The organism is Burkholderia cenocepacia, assembly GCF_900446215.1.
Taxonomy (GTDB): Bacteria; Pseudomonadota; Gammaproteobacteria; order Burkholderiales; family Burkholderiaceae; genus Burkholderia; species Burkholderia cenocepacia.
This window is the reverse complement of record NZ_UAQZ01000001.1, coordinates 1831404-1851892: the sequence shown is the minus strand read 5'-3', so window position 1 is coordinate 1851892 and position 20489 is coordinate 1831404. Positions and strand designations below refer to the sequence as shown.

The following is a 20489-nucleotide window of genomic DNA, read 5'->3' as shown; positions in this document are numbered from 1 at the left end:
ACGTGAAATCGGGAGGGGAACGCGCCGGGACGACCTACCGGGCTCGGGAAACGTGACGCACGGGCTTAAAGCTGCGACGCGCCGCCATCGACGACCAGCTCGGTGCCGACGACGAACGACGATTCGTCGCTGGCGAGATAGAGCGCGGCGCAGGCGATGTCGTCCGCCGTGCCCATGCGACCCACCGGAATCGCTTCGGCGAATTCGGCCTTGCGGGCGCGCACCCATTCGGCGGGCTTGCCCCATTTCGAGAGCAGCGGTGTGTCGATCGCGCCGGGCGCGATCGCGTTGAAGCGGATCTTCCGGTCGAGAAATTCGTACGACCAGCTGCGGGCCAGCGATCGCACGGCGGCCTTCGCTGCGGCGGTCAACGAGATGCCATGCTTGCCGGTCTGCGCGACGAAGGAGGTATTGAGGATCACCGACGAACCTTCGCGCAAGTACGGCAGCGCCGCCTGAAGCGTGAACACCACGCCCTTGACGTTGACGTCCATGATGTCGTTGTAGAGCGTGTCGTCGATGTCGTCGACGGCAGACGGGAACGCCCAGCCCGCGTTGCCGAACACGACATCGAGGCCGCCGAACGTGTCGTTGACCTCGGCTGCAATCGCGCGCATGTCGTCGAGCGACCGTACGTCGCCCTTGAGCACGATCGCATGCTCGCCAAGCTCTGCCTTCACCCGCTCGAATACGGCCTCGTCGCGCCCCGTCACCGCGACGCGCGCGCCTTCTGAAATGAACAGCTTCGCGGTGGCCAGACCAATGCCGCTGGTGCCGCCCGTGATCAATGCCGATTTGCTCTTGAGTCGCATCTTCCGTTCCTTTTCATGTCGTGATTGATCAGGCCGGATATGCGACGCGTCATTGCGTTTGTGTGCGGACTCCGGCTTGCTCGTTCATGTGAAGTATGGAACGGGACGTATATGGCTCAAAGGTCGTATAACCCTCGAAAAACGCCATTCGATCCGAACGTATCGCGCGCTCGCGGCGCCACACGCGCAAGCCCGCAAGAAAAACGAAAGCGCGCGAGTCCGCCGGACCCTGCGCGCCTTGATCGGACGTGCATGGCTTGCGCAAGCAAGCCGATGAAACGGCAACGCGCGACGCTCGCTAGACGGTTTTCCCCGATAGCCCGTGCATCGGCCGCCGCAACGCGGCGTCGAACGGATTGGTGCGCGGGCCGATCGCGTCGGCCTGGCGTCGCAGCAGTTCGACGACCATCGGCATCCGGTCGTCGCCGAGCCGCGACGCGAGCGTGCCGACGCTCAGCGCGCCGACCGGATAACCGGTGCGGTCGAGGATCGGCACCGCGACGCCGGCCATCCCGTCGAGCACGCCGCTATTGCGGCCCGCGTAGCCGAGTTGCCGCACGCGTTCGATCTCGGTGCGCAGATACACCTCGTCGAGCACGCCGTAGCCGCGAATGCGCGGCACGTTGAAGCGGATCACCTCCTCGCGTTCGGCTTCGGGCAGGAACGCGAGGATCGCGAGGCTGCCCTGCCCCACACCGAGCGCGATGCGCCCGCCGATGTCGCCGGTAAACGAGCGGATCGGAAACGGCCCTTCGCACAGGTCGAGACACACGGCGTCGAAGCCGCTCTTCACGAGCAGGAAGATCGTCTCGCCGAGGCTCGCGCACAGCCGCAGCAACGCCGGACGGCACAGCGTGCGCATGCTGCTCGGGTTGCCGGCCTGCGCGGCGAGCGCGAAGAAGTCGACGCTCAGCCGGTACAGCTTCGACTGCTCGTCCTGTTCGACCATCCCTTCGGCGATCAGCGATTGCAGGATCCGGTGCGCGGTGCCCTGCGTGAGGCCGACGGCCTTCGCAAGATGCGTGACGCGCACGCCGTCCTGCTGCATGCCGGCCAGCGCGCGCAGGATCGCGAACGCACGCTGCAGCATGCCGGTACCGGGCGCGCCGGCCGGCTCGACCGCATCTGCCGCGTCGACGACGCCCTCGTCCGGGCGCGGCGTGCGCGCGGCCGGCGACGTTCCGGGCGAATGGGGTTCCTGCATGCCGGCTCTCCTCGACGATTTCATTGAACGGAATAGGGTAGCCGCCATTGTCGTCCGGTCGAAATTCCGCTGACATCCGGGTGTGCACGGGATTGACGCGTGCGTTTCGCAGCTCGGGCGCCCTTCATCCATCGGAACGATTCACCTGCGATCGGCCTGTTCGTTCCGTTAAACGGAATTTTTTCGAAATTCATCCCGTTGAGCAGAATTCGAAATTGACGCGCCGAAATATGGCTGGCTAGAGTCCGCGTCATCGGCGCACCGGCCACGCGGTGTGCGAACCGGAGCTCTCCATGTCGTTTCTCACGCTTACGGATCTGACGAAAACCTTCGGCGCGCTCACCGCCGTCGCGGACGTCAACCTGTCGGTCGAACAGGGCGAATTCGTGTCGCTACTCGGGCCGTCCGGTTGCGGCAAGACCACCACGCTGCAGATGATCGCCGGCTTCGTCGACGTCACGCGCGGCCGCATCGCGCTCGACGGGCAGGACATCACGCACCTGAAGCCGAACCGCCGCGGGCTCGGCATCGTGTTCCAGAGCTATGCGCTGTTTCCGCACATGAGCGTCGCTGAGAACGTCGGCTTCGGCCTCGACATGCGCGGCGTCGACAAGGCCGAGCGCGCGGAGCGCATCCGCGCGGCGCTGGCGCTCGTACGGCTCGACGCGCTCGCGCACCGCTTTCCGCGCGAATTGTCGGGCGGCCAGCGGCAGCGCGTGGCGATCGCGCGCGCGGTCGTGATCGAGCCGCCCGTGCTGCTGCTCGACGAACCGATGTCGAACCTCGACGCGAAGCTGCGCGAGGAGATGCAGTTCGAGCTGCGCGCGATCCAGCGCAAGATCGGCACGACGACGATCATGGTCACGCACGATCAGTCCGAAGCGCTGTCGATCAGCGACCGCGTGGTCGTGATGGAAGCCGGCCGCATCACGCAGACCGATACGCCGTACCGCGCGTACGAGCGCCCGGAAAACCGCTTCGTGTCGCAGTTCATCGGCAAGGCGAACCTGTTGCCCGGCACGATCGTCGCGCACGACGGCGACGCGATCCGCATCGACCTCGGGCACGATCTCGCCGAGACGGGCCGCACCGCGCACCTGCCGCCGCGCGAGCGCGACATGCGCGTCGGCGACGCGGTGTCGGTCTGCATCCGTCCGGAGAAGCTGCGGCTGTGCGCGCCCGACGCCGGCCGCTTCGCCGCGACCGTCACGAGCCGGTTCTTCCTCGGCAGCCAGTGGCTGTACCGCGTCGACAGCGCGCTCGGCGAAGTGCTCGTGTGCTGCCAGAACGAAGGCGCGGAACCGCTCGCGGAAGGCGCGCCGGTCGGCATCGACTGGCACAGCGACGCGGTGCGCGTGATGCGCCGGGAGGCCTGAATGCGACCGCCTTCCCGCCCGCTCTCGACCGACGTCGCACCGGCCGGACTCGCGCGATCGGGTGCGCATGACGCGGTGCCGACACGCACCGCCGCGCACGCGACGCAGCCGGCCCGCACGACACGCGCGAGCTGGCGCGCCCATGCGCCGCTGTGGCTGATGTGCGCGCCCGCATTCGCACTCTTCGCCGCGCTCGTGCTCGTGCCGCTCGCGATGACCTTCGTGTTGACGTTCTACCGCTTCGACCCGGCCACCGGCCCGATCGCCGCGTTCCAGTTCGGCAACTACGCGGAAGTGCTCGGCTCGTCGTATTTCCACACGATCTTCGCGCGCACGTTCGGGATCGCCGCGCTGACCACCGCGATCTGCGTCGCGATCGGCACGCCGGAAGCGTACGTGCTGTCGAAAATGCGCGACCCGTGGCGCTCGCTGTTCCTGCTCGCGATCCTCGCGCCGCTGCTGGTGTCGGTGGTCGTGCGCGCGTTCGGCTGGAGCATGCTGCTGAACACCGGCGGGCTCGTGAACCAGGCGCTCGGGCTCGCGGGTCTCGGGCCGTACAAGCTCGAATACACGACCTTCGCGATCGTGATCGCACTGGTGCACGTGATGCTGCCGTTCATGGTGATTCCCGTGTGGACCGCGCTGCAGCGACTCGATCCGCAGACCGAACACGCGGCGCTGTCGCTCGGCGCGTCGCCGTTCACGACGCTGCGCCGCATCGTCGTGCCGCAACTGATGCCGGGCGTGCTGTCGGGCAGCCTGATGGTGTTCGGGCTGTCGGCGAGCGCGTTCGCGATTCCGGGCCTGCTCGGCGGACGACGGCTGAAGGTCGCGGCCACGGCCGTCTACGACGAGTTCCTCGGCTCGCTGAACTGGCCGCTCGGCGCGACGATCGCGGTGCTGCTGCTCGCCGCGAACCTCGTCGTGATGCTCACTTACTACCGCGTGCTCGAACGCCGCTACGCGCGCAGCCTCGGAGGCGCATCGCGATGAGAAAGAACGGTCCCTTCGCCCTCGCCTTCCACACGCTCGTGATCCTGTTCGTGCTCGCGCCGCTCGTGATCGTCGTGCTCGTCGCGTTCACGCCCGACGAAACGCTGACACTGCCGACCCGCGGCGTGTCGCTGCGCTGGTTCCGCGCGATCCTCGACTATCCGGACTTCGTGACCGCGTTCTTCAACAGCGTGAAGCTCGCGTTCGCGTCGGCCACGCTGTCGCTCGCGATCGGGCTGCCGGCCGGCCTCGCGATCGGCCGCGCGACGTTTCCGGGCCGCGCGTTCCTGAACGGGCTGCTGCTGTCGCCGCTCGTGATTCCCGGCCTCGTGCTCGGCATCGCGCTGCTGCGCTTCTTCGCGCTGATCGGCGCGACCGGCTCGTTCGCGTGGCTCGTGCTCGCGCACATGATCGTCATCACGCCGTTCGTGATGCGCCTCGTGCTCGCGTCGGTCGCCGGCCTCGACCGCAGCATCGAGCAGGCCGCGTGCTCGCTCGGCGCGGACCCGTGGACGACCTTCCGCCGCATCACGCTGCCGATGATCGTGCCCGGCATCACGGGCGGCTGGCTGCTCGCGTTCATCAACAGCTTCGACGAGCTGACGATGTCGATCTTCGTCACGTCGCCGCAGACGGTCACGCTGCCCGTGCGCATGTACATGTACGCGACCGAATCGATCGACCCGATGATGGCGTCGGTGTCGGCGCTCGTCATCTTCATCACCGCCGGCGCGATGCTGCTGCTCGATCGCGTGTACGGCCTGAACCGCATCCTGATCGGCCAACATTGATGACGACTCCCGTTTCCCGTTCCACTCACGTCGCGGACGACGGCGCGCAGTTCGTGCGCGTCGCCGAACGCGAACGCGCCCCCGTCGCGTTCGTGCTCGACGGCCGGCCCGCGCAGGCGCTCGCCGGCGACACCGTGCTCACCGCGATCCTGGTCGCGCAGCGTCGCGTGCGCGTCAGCGAATTCAGCGGCCAGCCGCGCGCGGGTTTCTGCCTGATCGGCGCCTGCCAGGACTGCTGGGTGCGCACCGAAGCCGGCGCACGCGTGCGCGCATGCTCGACGCCGATCGCCGACGGCATGCGGATTCTTACGGCCGCCCGGCCGGCCGCGACCGGAGACGCATCGTGAGCGCCGTACTGCAACCGGTGATCGTCGGCGCGGGGCCGGCCGGCGTGCGCGCGGCCGAGGCGCTGGTCGACGCGGGGCTGCACCCGGTCGTGATCGACGAGAACGCGCGCTGGGGCGGGCAGATCTACCGCCAACCGCCGGCCGACGCCGCCTTCGTGCGGGGCAAGCGCACGCTGTACGGTTTCGAGGCGGCGAAGGCCGACGCCGTGCACCAGACGATGGCCGCGCTGCTGCCGCAGGTCGACTACCGGCCGAACACGCTCGCGTGGTCATGCGGCGCCGGCCGCGTCGACACGCTGCAGGACGGCCGCGAAGTGACGGTGCCGTACTCGCACCTGATCGTCGCGAGCGGCGCGACCGACCGCATGCTGCCCGTGCCGGGCTGGACGCTCGCGGGCGTCTATACGCTCGGCGGCGCCCAGGTCGCGCTGAAAGCGCAGGGCTGCGCGATCGGCCGGCGCATCGTGCTCGCGGGCACGGGGCCGCTGCTTTACCTCGTCGCCTACCAGTATGCGAAGGCCGGCGCGAACGTCGCGGCCGTGCTCGACACGAGCCCACTGCGCCGCCAGGCCGCTGCCGCGCCCGCGTTGCTGCGCATGCCGTCGATCTTCGCGAAGGGGCTCTACACCATCGGCTGGCTGCGCGCGCATGGCGTCGCGATCGAAACGGGCGTCACGCTCGAGCGCGTGCTCGGCGACCGGCATGTGACGGGGCTCGCATGGCGCGCCGCCGGCGACGATGGGCAAACCGCGTCGCCACGCGTACTCGATTGCGACGCGCTCGGCCTCGGCTTCGGCCTGCGTTCCGAGACGCAGCTCGCCGATCTCGCCGGCTGCCGCTTCGAATTCGACCCGCTCAATCGCGCCTGGCTGCCCGAGCGCGACGCGGCCGGACGCACGTCGGTGCGCGGCCTCTACGTGGCGGGCGACGGCGCGGGCATCGCGGGCGCCGACGCGGCCGAGGCATCGGGCCGGCGCGCGGCGCTCGCGTTGCTCGACGACGCCGGCATCGCGTCGCGCTCGCCGTCCGCCAAACCCGGCGCGGCCGCGCTCGAACGCACGCTCGCCCACATCGGCGCATTCCGCGCCGGCCTCGAAACGGCGTTCGCGCCGCCGGCCGAACAGGCTGCCCATTGCGCCGACGACACGATCGTGTGCCGCTGCGAGGAGATCGACGCGGGCACGCTGCGCCGCTGCGTGCGCGACGGCGCGGCGACCGAATTGAACCGGCTGAAGGCGCTGACACGCGTCGGCATGGGCCGCTGCCAGGGCCGCATGTGCGGCGATGCGGCCGCGCTCGTGCTCGCCGCCGAAACCGGCCGCCCGCTCGCCGACGTCGGACGGTTGCGTGCGCAACCGCCGGTGAAACCGTTCCCAATCTCGGCCGCGCTCGCGGGCGACGAGGTCACGGCGATTCCCGACGAGGCACGCGATGAGTGAGATCCGGCATTACGACGTCGCGATCGTCGGCGGCGGCCTCGTCGGCGCGTCGGCCGCGCTCGCGCTGACGCGCCGCGGGCTGCGCGTCGGGCTGTTCGAACGGCGCGACTGCGGCGCGCAGGCGAGCGGCGTGAACTACGGCGGCGTACGCTGCCAAGGCCGCCCGGCCGAGCAACTGCCGCTCGCGCTGCGCGCGCGGCATATCTGGGATCGGCTGCCCGAGCTGATCGGCATCGACGGCGAATTCGTCGTGTCCGGCCACTTGCGGCTCGCGCGCAGCCATGACGATCTCGACGCACTCGACGCGTATGCGGCGCTCGCCGGCGCACACGGCTTGCCGCTGCAGGTGATGCGTGGCGATGCGTTCCGCCGCCGCTACCCGTGGCTCGGCCGCGCGGCGCTCGGCGGCTCGCTGTGCGAGACCGATGGCCATGCCAACCCGCGCCTCGTGTCGCCCGCGTTCGCGCGCGCGGCCCGCGCGGCGGGCGCGGACGTGTTCGAGCACACGCCCGTCGACGCGGTCCATCACGATGGCACGCGCTTTCACTTGCAGGCGGGCGGCCGCGCGCACACCGCGACGTGGCTGATCAATTCGGCCGGCGCGTGGGCGAACACGATCGCGGAACGCTTCGGCGAAGCGGTACCGATGGAGCCGATCTACCCGAACATGTGGGTAACCGAACCGTTGCCGCCATTCATCATGCACAACCTCGGCGTGTACGGCGGCGGCGTGTACGCGCGCCAGGTCGCGCGCGGCAACTGCGTGATCGGCGGCGGGCGCGGCCGCGGCGACGGCGAATTCGGCCAGCCGTCGGTCGATACGACGCGCGCGGTGATGCGCGACGCGTGCGCGCTGCTGCCCGCGTTGCGCGACGCGCTGCTGATCCGCACGTGGAGCGGCGTCGAAGGCTGCACGCCCGACCACAACCCGATCATCGGCATGAGCCGCACGACGCCGAATCTGCTGCACGCGTTCGGCTTTTCCGGGGGCGGTTTCCTGCTCGCGCCGGGCGTCGGCGACGTGCTCGCCGATCTCGTCACGACCGGCGAAACCGCCACGCCACTCGACGCATTCTCGATCGGCCGCTTTTTCCGCCAAGCCGCGCCGACCGCCCCTTTCCGTCAAGAGGAGCCCCACAATTGACGTCCCCCTGCGCCTAAAGGCGAAGGATTCCCACATCTGGCGATGCGGTCCGCATCGGAGAATGATCAGCGCAGCATTGGTATCACGATAATGTGCGACACGACATCTACAGCAAGCTCGCTCTCTTATTCGCAGTCCTGCGATACCTTTCGGCCGCGTCGTGCTGTCTTTCGATTCGCACGCCGGGCAAGACTGGGTGGAACCGCTTTCTTCGACTTTCTTGAACGTGGCTCAGTGCGTAGTCGCCCTGTAGCAGAGCGTGTTCCGGCAAGACGACCAGAACGCGTCGCAGACGCTTTTCGTCATCTGGTGTTGGCGAGTTTCGTAGCCGACACCAGGCCATTCAAGTCGAAATCCGTCGATCACCTCTTGTTCCACTTGAGCGCACGCTTCCGCGTGTCGTTGCAGAGGTTCCAGACGTAGTGCACTACGCGGCTCGTTCAGCAAACCGTCGAGCGACTTCACCCGGTAGCTGTAGACAAGAACCATACCGGTGACCTTAACCCGTGGAAGAAGCTGCCTGTCAACGGCAATCCTTTCACTCCTCGCCCCCCAAAGGAAGTCCCCTTGGGAGAAAGGCCGGGGTTTCCAGGAGTAAATTTTGATGAAACTGCTCGGAACGATCGCGGCGGCCGCCGCCCTCGGCATCGCAGGCGCCGGCGCGCCCGCGTTAGCGCAAACGAAGACGATCTACGTCGGCATGAACGGCGGCCCGATGGAAAAGGCCTATACGAGCCAGGTGCTGCCCGACTTCGAGAAAGCGAACAACGTCAAGGTGGTGATCGTGCCCGGCACGTCGTCGGACGTGCTCGCGAAGCTGCTCGCGAACCGGAACAAGCCGCAGATCCACGTCGCGTTCCTCGACGACGGCGTAATGGCGCGCGCGGTGAGCCTCGGCGTATGCCAGAAACTCGACGACTCGCCGGTGCTGAAGGAGCTGTATCCGTTCGCGCGGATGAAGGACGACGTCGGCGCGGGCGTACAGCTCGGAATGACCGGCATCGCGTACAACAAGAAGCTGTTCGCCGAGAAAGGCTGGGCGCCGCCGACGTCGTGGATGGATTTCGCCGATCCGAAATACAAGGGCAAGGTCGTGTTCCAGTCGGCGTCGAGCAGCACGTTCGGGCTGCACGGCTTCCTCGCGATCAACCGGCTGCTCGGCGGCAACGAACAGAACGTCGAGCCCGGCTTCGGCAAGTGGGCGAGCACGGTCGGGCCGAATGTCGTCGAGTACATCCCGAACTCGGCGAAGATCTCCGAGATGGTGCAGACGGGCGAAGCCGGCCTGTTCCCGCTCACGCCGACCGGCGTCGGCGACCTGCAGGACAAGGGCATCCCCGTCGCATATGCGAACCCGAAGGAAGGCCCGGTGCTGCTGCTCGTCGACCTGTGCGTGGTCGCGAACAACCACGATCCGCAACTGGCGCAGAAGCTCGCGCAGTTCCTGCTATCCGCGCCCGCGCAGACGAAGGCGGCCGAGGCCGGCAGGCAGATCCCGACCAACCGTCTCGCGAAGATGCCCGCCACGATGCAGCAGAGCCTCGGCAATGTCGACGACCTGGTGCGCAAGGTGACCGTGGTCGACTGGACCGCGATCAACGCGCGCCGCGCGCAGTGGGATACGCGCTGGAACCGGCAGATCGAACGGTAGCCGCGCACGGGGCGCGGGAACGTTACCGCAGCCTTTCCGCCACCGCGCGCGCCACCGCGCTCAGCGCATCGCCGCGCTCGAGCGCCGCGCGCGGCCGGGTCGCCTCGCGCTGCGCATCGAGTGCGCGCGGCGCGAAGTCCGGCGACGCCGAGAACTTCACGATCGTCAGCGCGGTTTTCGGATCGACGAGGATCGCCTGCCCGAAGCGCCCCGCCGCCGCGAACGAGCCATCACCGTCGTTCACCTGATACCAGTAGTCGCGATACGCGTAGCCGTCCTTGCCGGGCACCACGTTGCCCTTCGCGAACAGCGCCGCGTTGTGCGCCGGCTGCAATGCCGCGCGGATCGTCGCGGCCGGCAGCGTGCCGCGCGCGCCGGCGAGCCCGGTGCGCACGCGTTCCGCGAAGCGCGCGGCGTCGCGCAGCGTCGTGTACAGCCCGCCGCTTGCCATCGCCATCGCATTGCGGTCCACCGCGACGTACGCATCGTCTTCCGCGAAATCGCGCCACAGCCACCGCTCGACCAGCGCGCTCCACGACTGCCCCGTCGCGCGCTGCATCGCCCACGAGACGGCTTCCGGCGACCCGTTCTGGTAGAACCATGCGCTGCCCGGCGCGACGTCCGGCACGCGCCGCACGGTCAGCAGGAAATCGGCGATGCTCGCCGGCGCGCCTTCGCGGTGCGGCACGAGCCCGACCGCGCCGAACAGCCCGAGATCGGGCGGGATGCCCGGCGCATACGCGGTGGGCACTTCCATGTCGAGGTTCTGCTGCAGCGTCGCGCCGCCGAACGGCGTGTCGGCCAGCTCCGGCACCGTGCGCGACAGCGGCGCATTCGCATCGAGCACGCCGGATTCAATCATCTGCGCGGCGAGCAGCCCCGTCACCGATTTCGTCATCGACGCCCATGCGTGCGGCTGGTCGGGCCGGAAGCCGTCGAAGTAGCGCTCGTAGACGACCCGGCCGCGCTGCAGCACGATGAAGCCGTCGGTGTGGGTCGCACGCAGGTACGCGTCGAGCGTCAGCGTCTCGCCGCCGATCGTCACGGGCAGCGCGTCGAGACCGGGCGCCGGCTGCTCGGGGAGCGGCATCGGCGCGGCCGCATGCCGGATGCCGGCCGTCGGCGCGAGCAGCCGCGTGTTGCTCAACGCCCAGCGCAGCCGGGCCGGCGTGAACGCGTTCGCCTTGTCGACGATCCGGTCGGCCGGCGGCGGGAAGCCCTGCATCATGCCGGTCGGCGCCACGCCGTCGGTTGCGGCGGCGACCGTCGCCGCGAGCGCGAGCCCGCCGGCCAGCGCGAAGGTGCAGGCCAGCCGGCGGCCTCGCCGGGTCGGGGTAAAGCGTCGATGAATTTGCATCGGATCATGCCTCCTGGTGGAAAAGGATCGCGCGATGCGCGCGGACATCACGGCTGCTGGCCGTCGATGCGCAACTGGTTCGATACCGACGTCACGCCGTCGACGCGCCGCGCGACCGCCGCGGCGAGATTCACCTGGGCCGTATCGGTGACCGAGCCCGCGAGCGTCACGCCGCCGTCGCGCACGCGCACGAGGATGCGCGTCGCGTTCAGGTTTTTCGTGCGGGCGAGCGCGGTGCTGACGCGGCGCTTCAGCTTGCGGTCGGCCGCCGTGCGCTGCGCGGGCGGCACGCCGGCCGACGCCGGTGCTGGCGCTTGCGCGGATTCCTGTGCGATCGCAGTCGATGACGACGGAACCGCCGCGCTCGCGGCGTCGGGCTGCGCATGGGCGACGAGGGTCCAGCACGCTGCTGTCAGCAGCCCCGCGGCCATTCTGGATGAAGTACGCATGATCGAATCACGCTCCTGAAAATCGTTGAAGGGAAGACTTCAGAACTGCGTCATCAGCCCGATCGACATGCCGGTCGTCGCGCTCGCGCCGCGCCGCAGGTTCAGCGCCGCGATCGTCGCCGGATCGCGCATGTACGCGCCCGTCATCCCGTTGCGGTCGACTTCGACATACAGCTCGGTGCGCTTCGACAGGAAATACTCGGCGATCGCGTAGGTCGTCAGCTTGTGGCCGTCCGCGCCCGACACGTTGCCGAGATTGCGCGCGCGATCGTAGAACGCGGCCGCGCTCAACTGCACCGACGGCAGCGGCTGAACGACGACGCCGAACGACGGGATATCGTCGCGTCGCGACGGCGCGCCGGCCTTGTTCGCGCGCACGTTCAGCGACGCATAGCTCAGGTAGAAGCGCGCGCGGCCGAGTTGCAGCGTGCCGCCCGCCTGGATCGTCTGCGCGGATTGCGAGCCGTCGGGGCTGTACGTCTTCGCGTACGACACGCCGCCCATCAGGTCCGAATACGTATACATCGCGGCCGTCGAATAGCTGGTGCCCGCATGCGAGCGGCCGGCGACGCCGCCCGGCGAATAGTTCGCGCCGAAGCGCAGCCCGCCCACCTGCCCGAGATACTTGATCGTGTTGTTGAAACGCGAATCGAGCGTGAAGAAGTTGCCGTCGAACAGCACGCCCGGCTCGACCGCGAGCGACTGGCCGCGCCCGCCGAGCGGATCGAGCGCGATGCCGAGATCCTCCGCGACGTTGAACTGGCGGCCGAGCGTCAGGCGGCCGAAATCGCCGGCGAGGCCGACATACGCCGCCTGCGAAAACAGCGTGCCCGACGTCTTGAGCGCGCCGTTGCCGCTGTTGAACGCGCCGTCGAGCACGAACAGCGCCTTGAGCCCGTTGCCGAGATCCTCCCGGCCGCGGATGCCGAACTCGTTTCCCGCGATGATGTTGTTGTTGAAGCCGACCTGGCTGCCGCCCGGCAGCCCGTTGACCCACCGCACGCCACCGCCGATCCGGCCGAACAGCGTCACGCTCGACTGCGCGTGCGCGCTTGCACACAGCGCGCCGACCAGCGTCGCCGCGATCATCTTCTTCATGTCTCCTCCTGCCGCGTCGTTGCGCGGCGTATCGTGGTACTGCCTGCCGTCGAAAGGCGCGCCGACCGGCAAGCCGGCCGCACGCCGAAACCGATGCGATGCGCGGCGCTAGCGGCCGCACGCGCCGACCGGCGAATCGGCGCGCGCCGCTTCGCCCGAGAGACGCCGCAGCGAGCGCTGCGGATCGAGGCACCAGGCGCCGAGCACGCCGCACGCGATCAGCACGACCCCGCACACGAGGCTGGCCTGTTCGAAGCCGTGTGCGACCGACGCGCCGGCGCCCTCGATCAGCATCCCGGTGACGACCGGCGCGCCCAGGCCCGCGAGCGACGCGAAACCGTTGCTGAGCGCGAGCACGCCGCCGCGCTGCGCGTCCGGCGTCACTTCGGCGAGCATCGCGGGGCCAATCGAGTACATGGTCAAGGTGAGGCCGCTGCCGAGCGTCAGCAGCACGAGCTTGGCCGCGCGCGGGACGTCCGGCACCGGCAGCATCGCCAGCATCGCGCCGGCGACCGCCAGCGTGATCGCGATGAAGGTGCCGCGGCCGTGGCGCGACGGCATGCCGCGCGCGAGCAGGGTCTGCGACAGCCATGCGAGCGCGAGGCTGAGCGGCGACGTGACCGCGACGAACAGCGCAAACATGCGGCCGGCCTCGTGCGGCCCGAAGCCGAGCCCGAGCTGCAGGTAGGTGGGCATCCACGTGAGCGTCATCGCGAGAATCCAGTTCGCCGCGAAGTGGCCGAGGAAGTTGCCGAGCACCGTGCGGTCGGTCAGCAACCGGCCGTACGGCACGCGGTCGCCGCCCGCCGCGCGCGGCGCCCGCGCCAGCGTGCCCTCCTCGCCGAGCACCGCCCACGCAATGCACCACACGGCCCCGAGCAGCGCGAGCACCGCGAAGTTCGCGCGCCAGCCCCAGTGCGTCGTGATGACTGGAATCGACAACCCCGCGATCAGCAGGCCGAGCGCGCTGCCCTGGTGCAGCAGCGCGACGGGCAGGTTGCGCCGCGTATCGGGAAACCACTTGTAGATCGCGTGCGTCGCAACCGGCGACGCGGGGCCTTCGCCGATGCCGAGCAGCACGCGGCACGCGATGACGACCCAGATCGAGCCGGCCACCAGCATCGGCAATTGCAGCAGCGCCCACGCGGCGGCCATCGCGAACAGCAGCCATTTCGCGGGCCAGCGATTCGCGGCGATGCCGCCCGCGACCGCCGCGACCGCGAACAGCCAGTTGAGGCTGCCGCCGATCACGCCGAACTGCGTCGGGCTCAGATGCAGGTCGCGCATCATCGGCACCGACACGAGGCCGAGCACGACCTTGTCGAGAAAATTCACCAGCATCATCAGCGCGAGCATCGTCGCGATGGACCACGCCCGTCCGGGGCGGTACTGCGCACCATTCGTCATGGCTGTCTCCTGTTTCGTTATCGTGGGCGGTCGGGGCGTCGCGCTACCCGCCGCCGTGCTCGCCAGGCGCCGCCACACGGTCGTCGCCGTCCGGCAGCCCGAGCGAGAATTTCACCGGGAAGCGCACCGCGAGCGTGCGGTCGGCCGCCACTTCGCGCGCGGCGCCGCGAGCCCGCACCTGCGGATCGTCGAACAGCTCGCTGGCATCGGGCACGCGCGACACCGGCAGCCCGAGCGCGCCGAGCACGCGCATCCAGTCGTCCTGCGTACGCGTCGCGAACAGCGCGCGCAACTGCGCGCCGAGCGCGTGCCGGTGCTGCTGCCGGCCCGCGCGCCGTGCGTAGCGCGGCTCCCGCAGCGCCGGACATGCATCGCCGAGCGCGTCGGCGAACGCGGCCCAGAACTTGTCCTCGAACGTCGCGAGCGCGATGTGCCGCCCGTCGGCGGTTTCGAACAGGTCGTTGTCGGGCATCACCCAGCGGGCGGCATCCGGCGTATCGCGGCCCGTGCGCAGCGCCCAGGCGGCCGGAGCGGTCCACGCGAACATCGCATCGTGAATCGACACGTCGAGGTGCTGGCCGAGCCCGTTCGATCGCGCGCTCATCACCGCGACGGCCAGCGCGAGCGCCGCATGCATCGCGGCCGCATGATCGGCGAGCCGCACGCGCGGCCGCGCGACGGTGTCGTGCAGTTGCGCGGGCACCGACCAGTAGCCGGCATCGGCGAGAAAATTCAGGTCGTGGCCGGGTCGGTTCGCATACGGACCGTCCTGCCCGTAGCCGGTGATCGAGCACAGCACGATGCGCGGGTTCGCGCGGGCCAGCGTCGCGTAATCGAGCCCGAGCCGCGCCATCACGCCCGGCCGGTTGCCTTCGACCACCGCATCGGCGTCGCGCACCAGATCGAGAAAGCGCGCGCGCCCGTCCGGCGTCTTCAGGTCGAGCACGAGCGAGCGCTTGCCGCGGTTGAACTGCGCGAACGTGTCGGCGCCAAACTGCCGCAACGCGTCGCCGCCCGGCGGCTCGACCTTGATCACGTCGGCGCCGAGCTGGCGCAGCAGCGCGCACGCATGCGGGCCGGGCAGCAACTGGCCGGCATCGACGATCCGCACGCCGCGCAGGCACGACCATGCGGGCGCGTGATCGTCGCCGGCCGGCCACGCGCCGCGCGTGCCGCGGGTCGTCATGCGTCGCGCCCCGCGCCGGCCGGGTCGAGAATCGCCTTCGCGATCGCGTTGCGCTGGATCTCGCTCGTGCCGGTCAGGATGCGGAACATCCGCAGCTTGCGGAACGTCTGCTCGACCGGATGGCCGCGCGTCACGCCGACGTTGCCGTGAATCTGCACGGCCTTGTCCGCGACCTCGAAGCACCGCTCCGACACGTACAGCTTGCACGCGGACGCCGTCATCCGCAGGTCGGCGCCCGCATCGGCGAGGGCCGCCGTGTGCGCGATCATGCTTTCGCACGCCCACAGCGCGGCCGCCATGTCGGCGAGCATGTGCTGGATCGCCTGGAAGCGCGCGATCGGGCCGCCGAACTGCCGGCGCGTGCGCGCATGGTCGAGCGACGCGCGATACGCGGACATCGCGAGGCCCAGCATCGTCGGGCAATGCAGCAGCCGGTTCACGTTGATGCGCGACATGCCGAGCCGGAAGCCGTTGCCGACCCCGCCGAACACGTTCTCGCGCGGCACGCGCACGTCGACGAAGCGGATGTCCGCGTCGATGTGCTGGCCCGACATCGGCACGTACTCATGCTGAACGCTCACGCCCGGCAGGTCGAGATCGACCAGCACGGCCGTGATCTGCGGCGGCGTCGCGGTTGCGTCGGTCACGCACATCACGATCGCGAAATCGGCGAATGGCGCGCCGCTGATGTAGTGCTTCGTGCCGTTGATGACGAGTGCATCGCCGTCCTCGACCGCCGTCGTGCGGATGCTCATCGCATCCGAACCCGAGTGCGGCTCGGTCAGCGCGAAGCACGTCGATTTCTCGCCGCGCATCACCGGCCGGAAATAGCGGTCGAGTTGCGCGGTGGTCGCGTACTTCAGCATGTTGCCGATGCGCGGCGGCCCGCCGAGTTCGCCGAGCACGTGCGGCGCGAGCGCCGCGCCGCAGGCGGCCAGGTCGGCCTTCAGCGCGCACACCTCGGCGATCGACAGCCCCTGGCCGCCGATCTCGACCGGCAGGCTCGCGGTATAGAAGCCGAGCGCGGCCGAGCGTTGCCACACGCGGCGCAGCACGTCGCGCGGCCACACGTCTTCCGAGTCGAGCCCGAGCTCGCGCTCGATCGGGCGCAGCTCGTCGTCGACGAAGCGCAGCACGGCCGCGCGCAGCGCGACGAATTCGGGGCGTTGCAGATGATCGAACATGGCGGACTCCTTCAGTTGACGCGACGCGTGACGCCGCGCCAGTACGGCTCGCGCACGAGCTTGCGGGCGATCTTGCCGCTCGCGTTCTTCGGCAGCTCCGCGACGAAATCGACCGAGCGCGGCGCCTTGTAGTCGGCGAGCTGCGCGCGGCAGTGCGCGACGAGGTCGGCCGCCTGCGCGGCATGGCCGGCACGCAGCACGACGACGGCCTTCACGGCCTCGCCCCACTTGTCGTCTGGCACGCCGACGACGCAGGCCTCGAGCACGCTTTCGTGCCGGTACAGCGCCGCTTCGACTTCGGTCGGATACACGTTGAAGCCGCCCGAAATGATCATGTCGTGCTTGCGGTCGACCAGGTAGATGAAGCCTTCTCGATCGGTGCGGGCGAGGTCGCCGGTGTGCAGCCAGCCGTCGATCAGCACCTCGCGCGTCAGCTCCGGCGCATTCCAGTAGCCCTGGAACACGTCCGCGCCGCGAATCACCAGCTCGCCGATCGCATCGCCCTCGACTTCGCGCCCGTCCGCATCGACCACCCGCACTTCCGTTTCGCCGAGCGGCCGGCCGCACGACGCGAGCCGCTCGCGGTCGTGCAGCAGCGCATGCGCGTGATCGGCGATCCCCAGCCGCGTGACGCCCGACGTCGATTCGCTCGCGCCGTAGCCTTGCGACAGCACCGGGCCGATGCGCGCCCATGCTTCCTCGATCCGCGCGGGCGCCATCGGCGCGGCGCCGTAGCCGAGCACCTTCAGGCTGCGCAGGTCGGCCTGCGCGAGCGCCGGCGTGTTGAGCAGCATGTTGACCATCGCCGGCACCATGAACGTGTGCGTGATGCGCTGGCGCGCGACTTCGGCGAGGAATTGCGCGGGCTCGAACGCGTCGAACAGCACCAGCGTCGCGCCGCAGAACAGGTAGGGCTGCATCAGCATCCCCGACGCGTGCGTGATCGGCCCGATCAGCGCGAGCCGGTCGCCGGGCTGCGCGGGACGGTCCATCCCGAGCACGATCTTGCGCAGCGACGCGAGCCGGTTGCCGTAGCTCTGCATCGCCGCCTTGATGCGCCCGGTCGAGCCGGACGAGAAGTGCAGCACCGCGAGATCGTCGGCCGCCGGTACGTAGTCGGGCGCCGTATCGCTCCCCTTCGCGAGCAGCGTTTCGTAGTCGAGGTAGCCGGAGACCGCGCCGTCGAGCGACACGAACCGCTCGACCGACCCGAAGCCCGGCGAATCGGGCGTGTAGTCCGTATAGCCGCGCCCGCCGATGAACGCGACGGGCGTGCAGTTGCCGACGACGTCGGCGGCCTCGGCCGCCGTGAAGCGCGGATTCAGCGCGGCTTTCACGAGACCCGCCTTGTACAGCGCGCACTCGATCTCGACGAGCTCGATGCAGTTGCGCGCCTGCACGGCGATACGCTCGCCGCGCGCGAAGCCGAGGCCGCGCAGCGCGTTCGCGAGGCGCGTCGAACGTTCGTCGAGCTGACGGTACGTGACGGCGCGGTCGCGGTGGACCACGGCGGGCTGGCTGCCCCAGTAGCGGGCCGCGCGCCGCAGGAAATAGGCGAAGCTCAAGACGATTCTCCTGGTCGAACAGTGCCGCCAGTCTGTAAGATGCCGAGGCATCACCACAATGCATTACCGGATATAAAGTCATAACCGACAGGAATCCCCTGATGGATACCCGCGATCTGGAGTACCTGCTGGCCGTGGAGCGGCACGGCAGCATCGGCAAGGCGGCCGACGCGCTGGGGCTGTCGCAGCCCGCGCTGACCAAGGCCGTGCAGCGGCTGGAGGCGCAGGTCGGCGTGACGCTGTTCGAGCGCACCGCGAACGGGATGACGCCGACGCCGGCCGGCGCGCGTTTCGTCGCCCGCGCGCAGCGGATCGCGCTCGAATTCGACGATGCAATGCAGGAGATGCGCGCGATCCGCGGCGGCGAACAGGGCGTCGTGCGGGTCGGCTACTCGCCGACCGTGCCCAACGCGTTCGTGCTCGGCGCGTGCCGGCAACTGATTCGCGAGCGGCCGGCCGCGCGGCTGCGGCTGCGCTGCCGGCTCGCGCGCGAGCTGCTCGACCTGCTCGCGGCCGGCGAGCTCGACCTGGTGGTGGCGCCCGAGCCGCAGCAGCCGGACCCCGCGCTCGACACCATCGCGCTGTTCGACGACCGGCTCACGGTGCTCGCCGATGCCGCCCACCCGCTGCAGCGCAAGCGCGCGCTCACGCTCGCGGATCTCGCCGACCAGGAATGGCTGCTGCCGGAGACGACGATCCCGGTGCGGCACCGGATCGACGACGCATACCGCGCGCGCGGGCTGCCGGCGCCGCGCCTGCGCGTCGAGACCGATTTCGGCAACACGTCGCTGCTGCAGTTGCTGCGCGGCACGTCGCTGCTGTGCGTCGGCGGCGCCGACGCGCTCGCCCAGGTGACCGGGCTGCGCGCGCTCGACCTGCGGGCCGGCGAACTCGAACTGGACCGCCGCATCGGCGCGATGCACCGCGCGGGCGCGTACGTGCCGCCGCTCGCGCAACGGATGATCGCGCTGCTGCGGGAAAGCGCCGCAGCACGCGCCGACCATCATTTGCGGGAGTGATGACACTCCCCTTTTTCTGCGGATTTGACCGGGAAGCGGCGGGCCGACAACACTAGCCCGCAGTGCCGCATGCATCGCGAAGACGGCACGCGCCTGCCTCCCCCTTCAGAGTCCGCCATGTACCCGACCGACACCGTGCAATCCCCGGGCGCCGCTGCCGCGCCGCTCGCCGACCGGCAACTGCGCCGGATCGTCATCGCCTCCGTCGCCGGCAACGCGATGGAGTGGTACGACTTCTTCGTGTACGGCACGGCCGCGGCGCTGGTGTTCGGCCACGTGTTCTTCCCCCCCGGCGCCTCCCCGCTCGCGGGCAGCCTCGCCGCATTCGCGGCGTTCGCGCTCGGCTTCGTCGCGCGGCCGCTCGGCGGGATCGTGTTCGGCCACGTCGGCGATCGCTACGGGCGCAAGGCGTCGCTCGTCTGGACGCTGCTGATCATGGGCGCATCGACCTTCGCGATCGGCCTGCTGCCGACCTATGCGCAGATCGGCCTGTGGGCGCCGGCCGCGCTCGTCGTGCTGCGCCTGCTGCAGGGCATCGCGTCCGGCGGCGAATGGGGTGGCGGCGTGCTGATGATCAGCGAGAACGCGCCGCCCGGGCAGCGCGGCTACTACGCGGCGTGGAGCCAGCTCGGCGTGGGCGGCGGCTTCGTGCTGTCGTCGATCGCGTTCCTCGCCGCGCAGGCGCTGCCGGACGACCTGTTCCGCGCGTGGGGCTGGCGGCTGCCGTTCCTCGCGAGCATCGTCATTTTCGCGATCGGCATCTATATCCGCCGCCATCTGCCGGAAAGCCGCGACTTCGAACAGGCCGGCAAACGCGGCGCGCACACGCACTTGCCGATCGTCGAGTGCATCCGCCGCCATCCGAAGGAAATCCTGCTCGCGATGGGGCTGCGCGTGGCCGAGAACGGTGGCGCGTACATCTTCCTCGCGTTCTCGCTCGTCTACGGAAAATACCTCGGGATTCCGAACGGCACGATGCTGACCGGCGTGATGATCGCGATGATCGTCGAAATGGGCGCGATGCTCGCCTGGGGCCGGTTGTCCGACCGGATCGGCCGCAAGCCCGTGTACCTGATCGGCGCGCTGAGCCTCGTCGCGTGCGCGTTTCCGTTCTTCTGGCTGCTCGACACGCGCGTGACGCCGCTCGTGTGGCTCGCGCTGACGGTCGGCACGGCGGTGAGCCACGGCGCGATGATCGGCACGCTGCCCGCGCTCGTCGGCGAGCTGTTCAGCACCGAAGTGCGCTACTCGGGCGTCGCGCTCGGTCACGAAGTGGCATCGATCTTCGCGGGCGGGATGTCGCCGCTGATCGCGACCGCGCTGCTCGCGCGCTATCACGCGTCGTGGCCGGTGTCGCTGTTCCTCATTGCGCTCGGCCTCGTGACCGTCGCGACGCTGTGCGTGATGCGCGAGACGCGCACCACGCCCGCCGCCGGTTCGCGCGGCGACCCGGCATGATCGCGCGCC

The 20489-nt window shown here is 69.7% G+C and carries 18 protein-coding genes and 1 pseudogene; 9 read left to right on the top strand and 10 right to left on the bottom strand.

The genetic code is table 11. The features are described from left to right. Positions 1–65 precede the first annotated feature (65 nt). Positions 66–812 (bottom strand): SDR family oxidoreductase, encoded by a 747-nt coding sequence (locus DTA15_RS08680; RefSeq protein WP_006485909.1) that lies wholly within the window; start codon positions 810–812, stop codon positions 66–68. A gap of 298 nt (positions 813–1110) precedes the next feature. Beyond that, the gene (locus DTA15_RS08675) at positions 1111–2016 is read right to left on the bottom strand and encodes an IclR family transcriptional regulator (protein WP_006485919.1); all 906 of its coding nucleotides are present in this window, start codon (positions 2014–2016) and stop codon (positions 1111–1113) included. Between the two features lie 293 nt (positions 2017–2309). On the opposite strand from DTA15_RS08675, the gene DTA15_RS08665 reads away from it, so the two are divergent. Genes DTA15_RS08665 through DTA15_RS08640 form a run of 6 tightly spaced genes read left to right on the top strand, consistent with a single transcriptional unit; the run spans position 2310 to position 8106 of the window. Next, complete coding sequence (locus tag DTA15_RS08665; RefSeq protein ID WP_006485925.1) at positions 2310–3392, top strand: ABC transporter ATP-binding protein; 1083 nt, start codon at positions 2310–2312, stop codon at positions 3390–3392. After that, a complete protein-coding gene (locus DTA15_RS08660) occupies positions 3393–4385 on the top strand; it encodes an ABC transporter permease (RefSeq protein WP_006485910.1) in 993 nt (330 codons plus the stop codon). It abuts the gene before it with no gap. Then, positions 4382–5176: an ABC transporter permease gene (locus DTA15_RS08655; protein ID WP_006485918.1), complete on the top strand. Its 795-nt coding sequence runs from the start codon at positions 4382–4384 to the stop codon at positions 5174–5176. Before DTA15_RS08660 ends, DTA15_RS08655 begins: the two co-directional genes overlap by 4 nt. Beyond that, positions 5176–5523, top strand: a complete 348-nt coding sequence (locus DTA15_RS08650) for a (2Fe-2S)-binding protein (protein WP_012493144.1) — start codon at positions 5176–5178, stop codon at positions 5521–5523. The genes DTA15_RS08655 and DTA15_RS08650 overlap by 1 nt, the downstream gene beginning before the upstream one ends. Beyond that, the gene (locus tag DTA15_RS08645; protein ID WP_012493143.1) at positions 5520–6962 is read left to right on the top strand and encodes an FAD/NAD(P)-dependent oxidoreductase; all 1443 of its coding nucleotides are present in this window, start codon (positions 5520–5522) and stop codon (positions 6960–6962) included. The genes DTA15_RS08650 and DTA15_RS08645 overlap by 4 nt, the downstream gene beginning before the upstream one ends. Continuing rightward, positions 6955–8106, top strand: coding sequence for an NAD(P)/FAD-dependent oxidoreductase (locus DTA15_RS08640; protein ID WP_006493199.1), 1152 nt, complete (start codon positions 6955–6957; stop codon positions 8104–8106). The genes DTA15_RS08645 and DTA15_RS08640 overlap by 8 nt, the downstream gene beginning before the upstream one ends. 13 nt (positions 8107–8119) lie before the next feature. On the opposite strand, the pseudogene DTA15_RS38980 reads toward DTA15_RS08640, so the two are convergent. Next, a pseudogene (locus DTA15_RS38980) lies at positions 8120–8447 on the bottom strand (zinc ribbon domain-containing protein); the annotation flags it as partial. Positions 8448–8710: 263 nt separating this feature from the next. Between DTA15_RS38980 and DTA15_RS08625 the strand changes: the two are divergent. Further along, positions 8711–9757 (top strand): ABC transporter substrate-binding protein, encoded by a 1047-nt coding sequence (locus DTA15_RS08625; RefSeq protein WP_006483608.1) that lies wholly within the window; start codon positions 8711–8713, stop codon positions 9755–9757. Between the two features lie 22 nt (positions 9758–9779). Here the strand turns inward: DTA15_RS08625 and DTA15_RS08620 are convergent, their stop codons facing one another. From DTA15_RS08620 to DTA15_RS08590, 7 genes are all read right to left on the bottom strand, one after another. Beyond that, positions 9780–11114: a serine hydrolase domain-containing protein gene (locus DTA15_RS08620; RefSeq protein ID WP_006483595.1), complete on the bottom strand. Its 1335-nt coding sequence runs from the start codon at positions 11112–11114 to the stop codon at positions 9780–9782. Between the two features lie 47 nt (positions 11115–11161). After that, positions 11162–11563 (bottom strand): BON domain-containing protein, encoded by a 402-nt coding sequence (locus DTA15_RS08615; protein ID WP_012493141.1) that lies wholly within the window; start codon positions 11561–11563, stop codon positions 11162–11164. 39 nt (positions 11564–11602) lie between these two features. Continuing rightward, positions 11603–12661 (bottom strand): porin, encoded by a 1059-nt coding sequence (locus DTA15_RS08610; protein WP_006483599.1) that lies wholly within the window; start codon positions 12659–12661, stop codon positions 11603–11605. Positions 12662–12769: 108 nt separating this feature from the next. Beyond that, on the bottom strand, positions 12770–14068 hold the full coding sequence (locus tag DTA15_RS08605) for an MFS transporter (protein WP_006493195.1): 1299 nt from the start codon (positions 14066–14068) through the stop codon (positions 12770–12772). A gap of 43 nt (positions 14069–14111) precedes the next feature. Next, on the bottom strand, positions 14112–15254 hold the full coding sequence (locus DTA15_RS08600; protein WP_006483594.1) for a CaiB/BaiF CoA transferase family protein: 1143 nt from the start codon (positions 15252–15254) through the stop codon (positions 14112–14114). Then, the gene (locus tag DTA15_RS08595; protein ID WP_006483605.1) at positions 15251–16438 is read right to left on the bottom strand and encodes an acyl-CoA dehydrogenase family protein; all 1188 of its coding nucleotides are present in this window, start codon (positions 16436–16438) and stop codon (positions 15251–15253) included. The genes DTA15_RS08600 and DTA15_RS08595 overlap by 4 nt, the downstream gene beginning before the upstream one ends. Before the next feature lie 11 nt (positions 16439–16449). Continuing rightward, positions 16450–18003: an AMP-binding protein gene (locus DTA15_RS08590; protein WP_006483606.1), complete on the bottom strand. Its 1554-nt coding sequence runs from the start codon at positions 18001–18003 to the stop codon at positions 16450–16452. A 101-nt stretch (positions 18004–18104) separates the two neighbouring features. Between DTA15_RS08590 and DTA15_RS08585 the strand changes: the two genes are divergently transcribed. Continuing rightward, entirely contained in the window at positions 18105–19022 is a 918-nt protein-coding gene (locus DTA15_RS08585; protein ID WP_006483600.1) for a LysR family transcriptional regulator, read from the top strand. Between the two features lie 117 nt (positions 19023–19139). Further along, on the top strand, positions 19140–20480 hold the full coding sequence (locus DTA15_RS08580; RefSeq protein ID WP_006483609.1) for an MFS transporter: 1341 nt from the start codon (positions 19140–19142) through the stop codon (positions 20478–20480). Positions 20481–20489 lie beyond the last annotated feature (9 nt).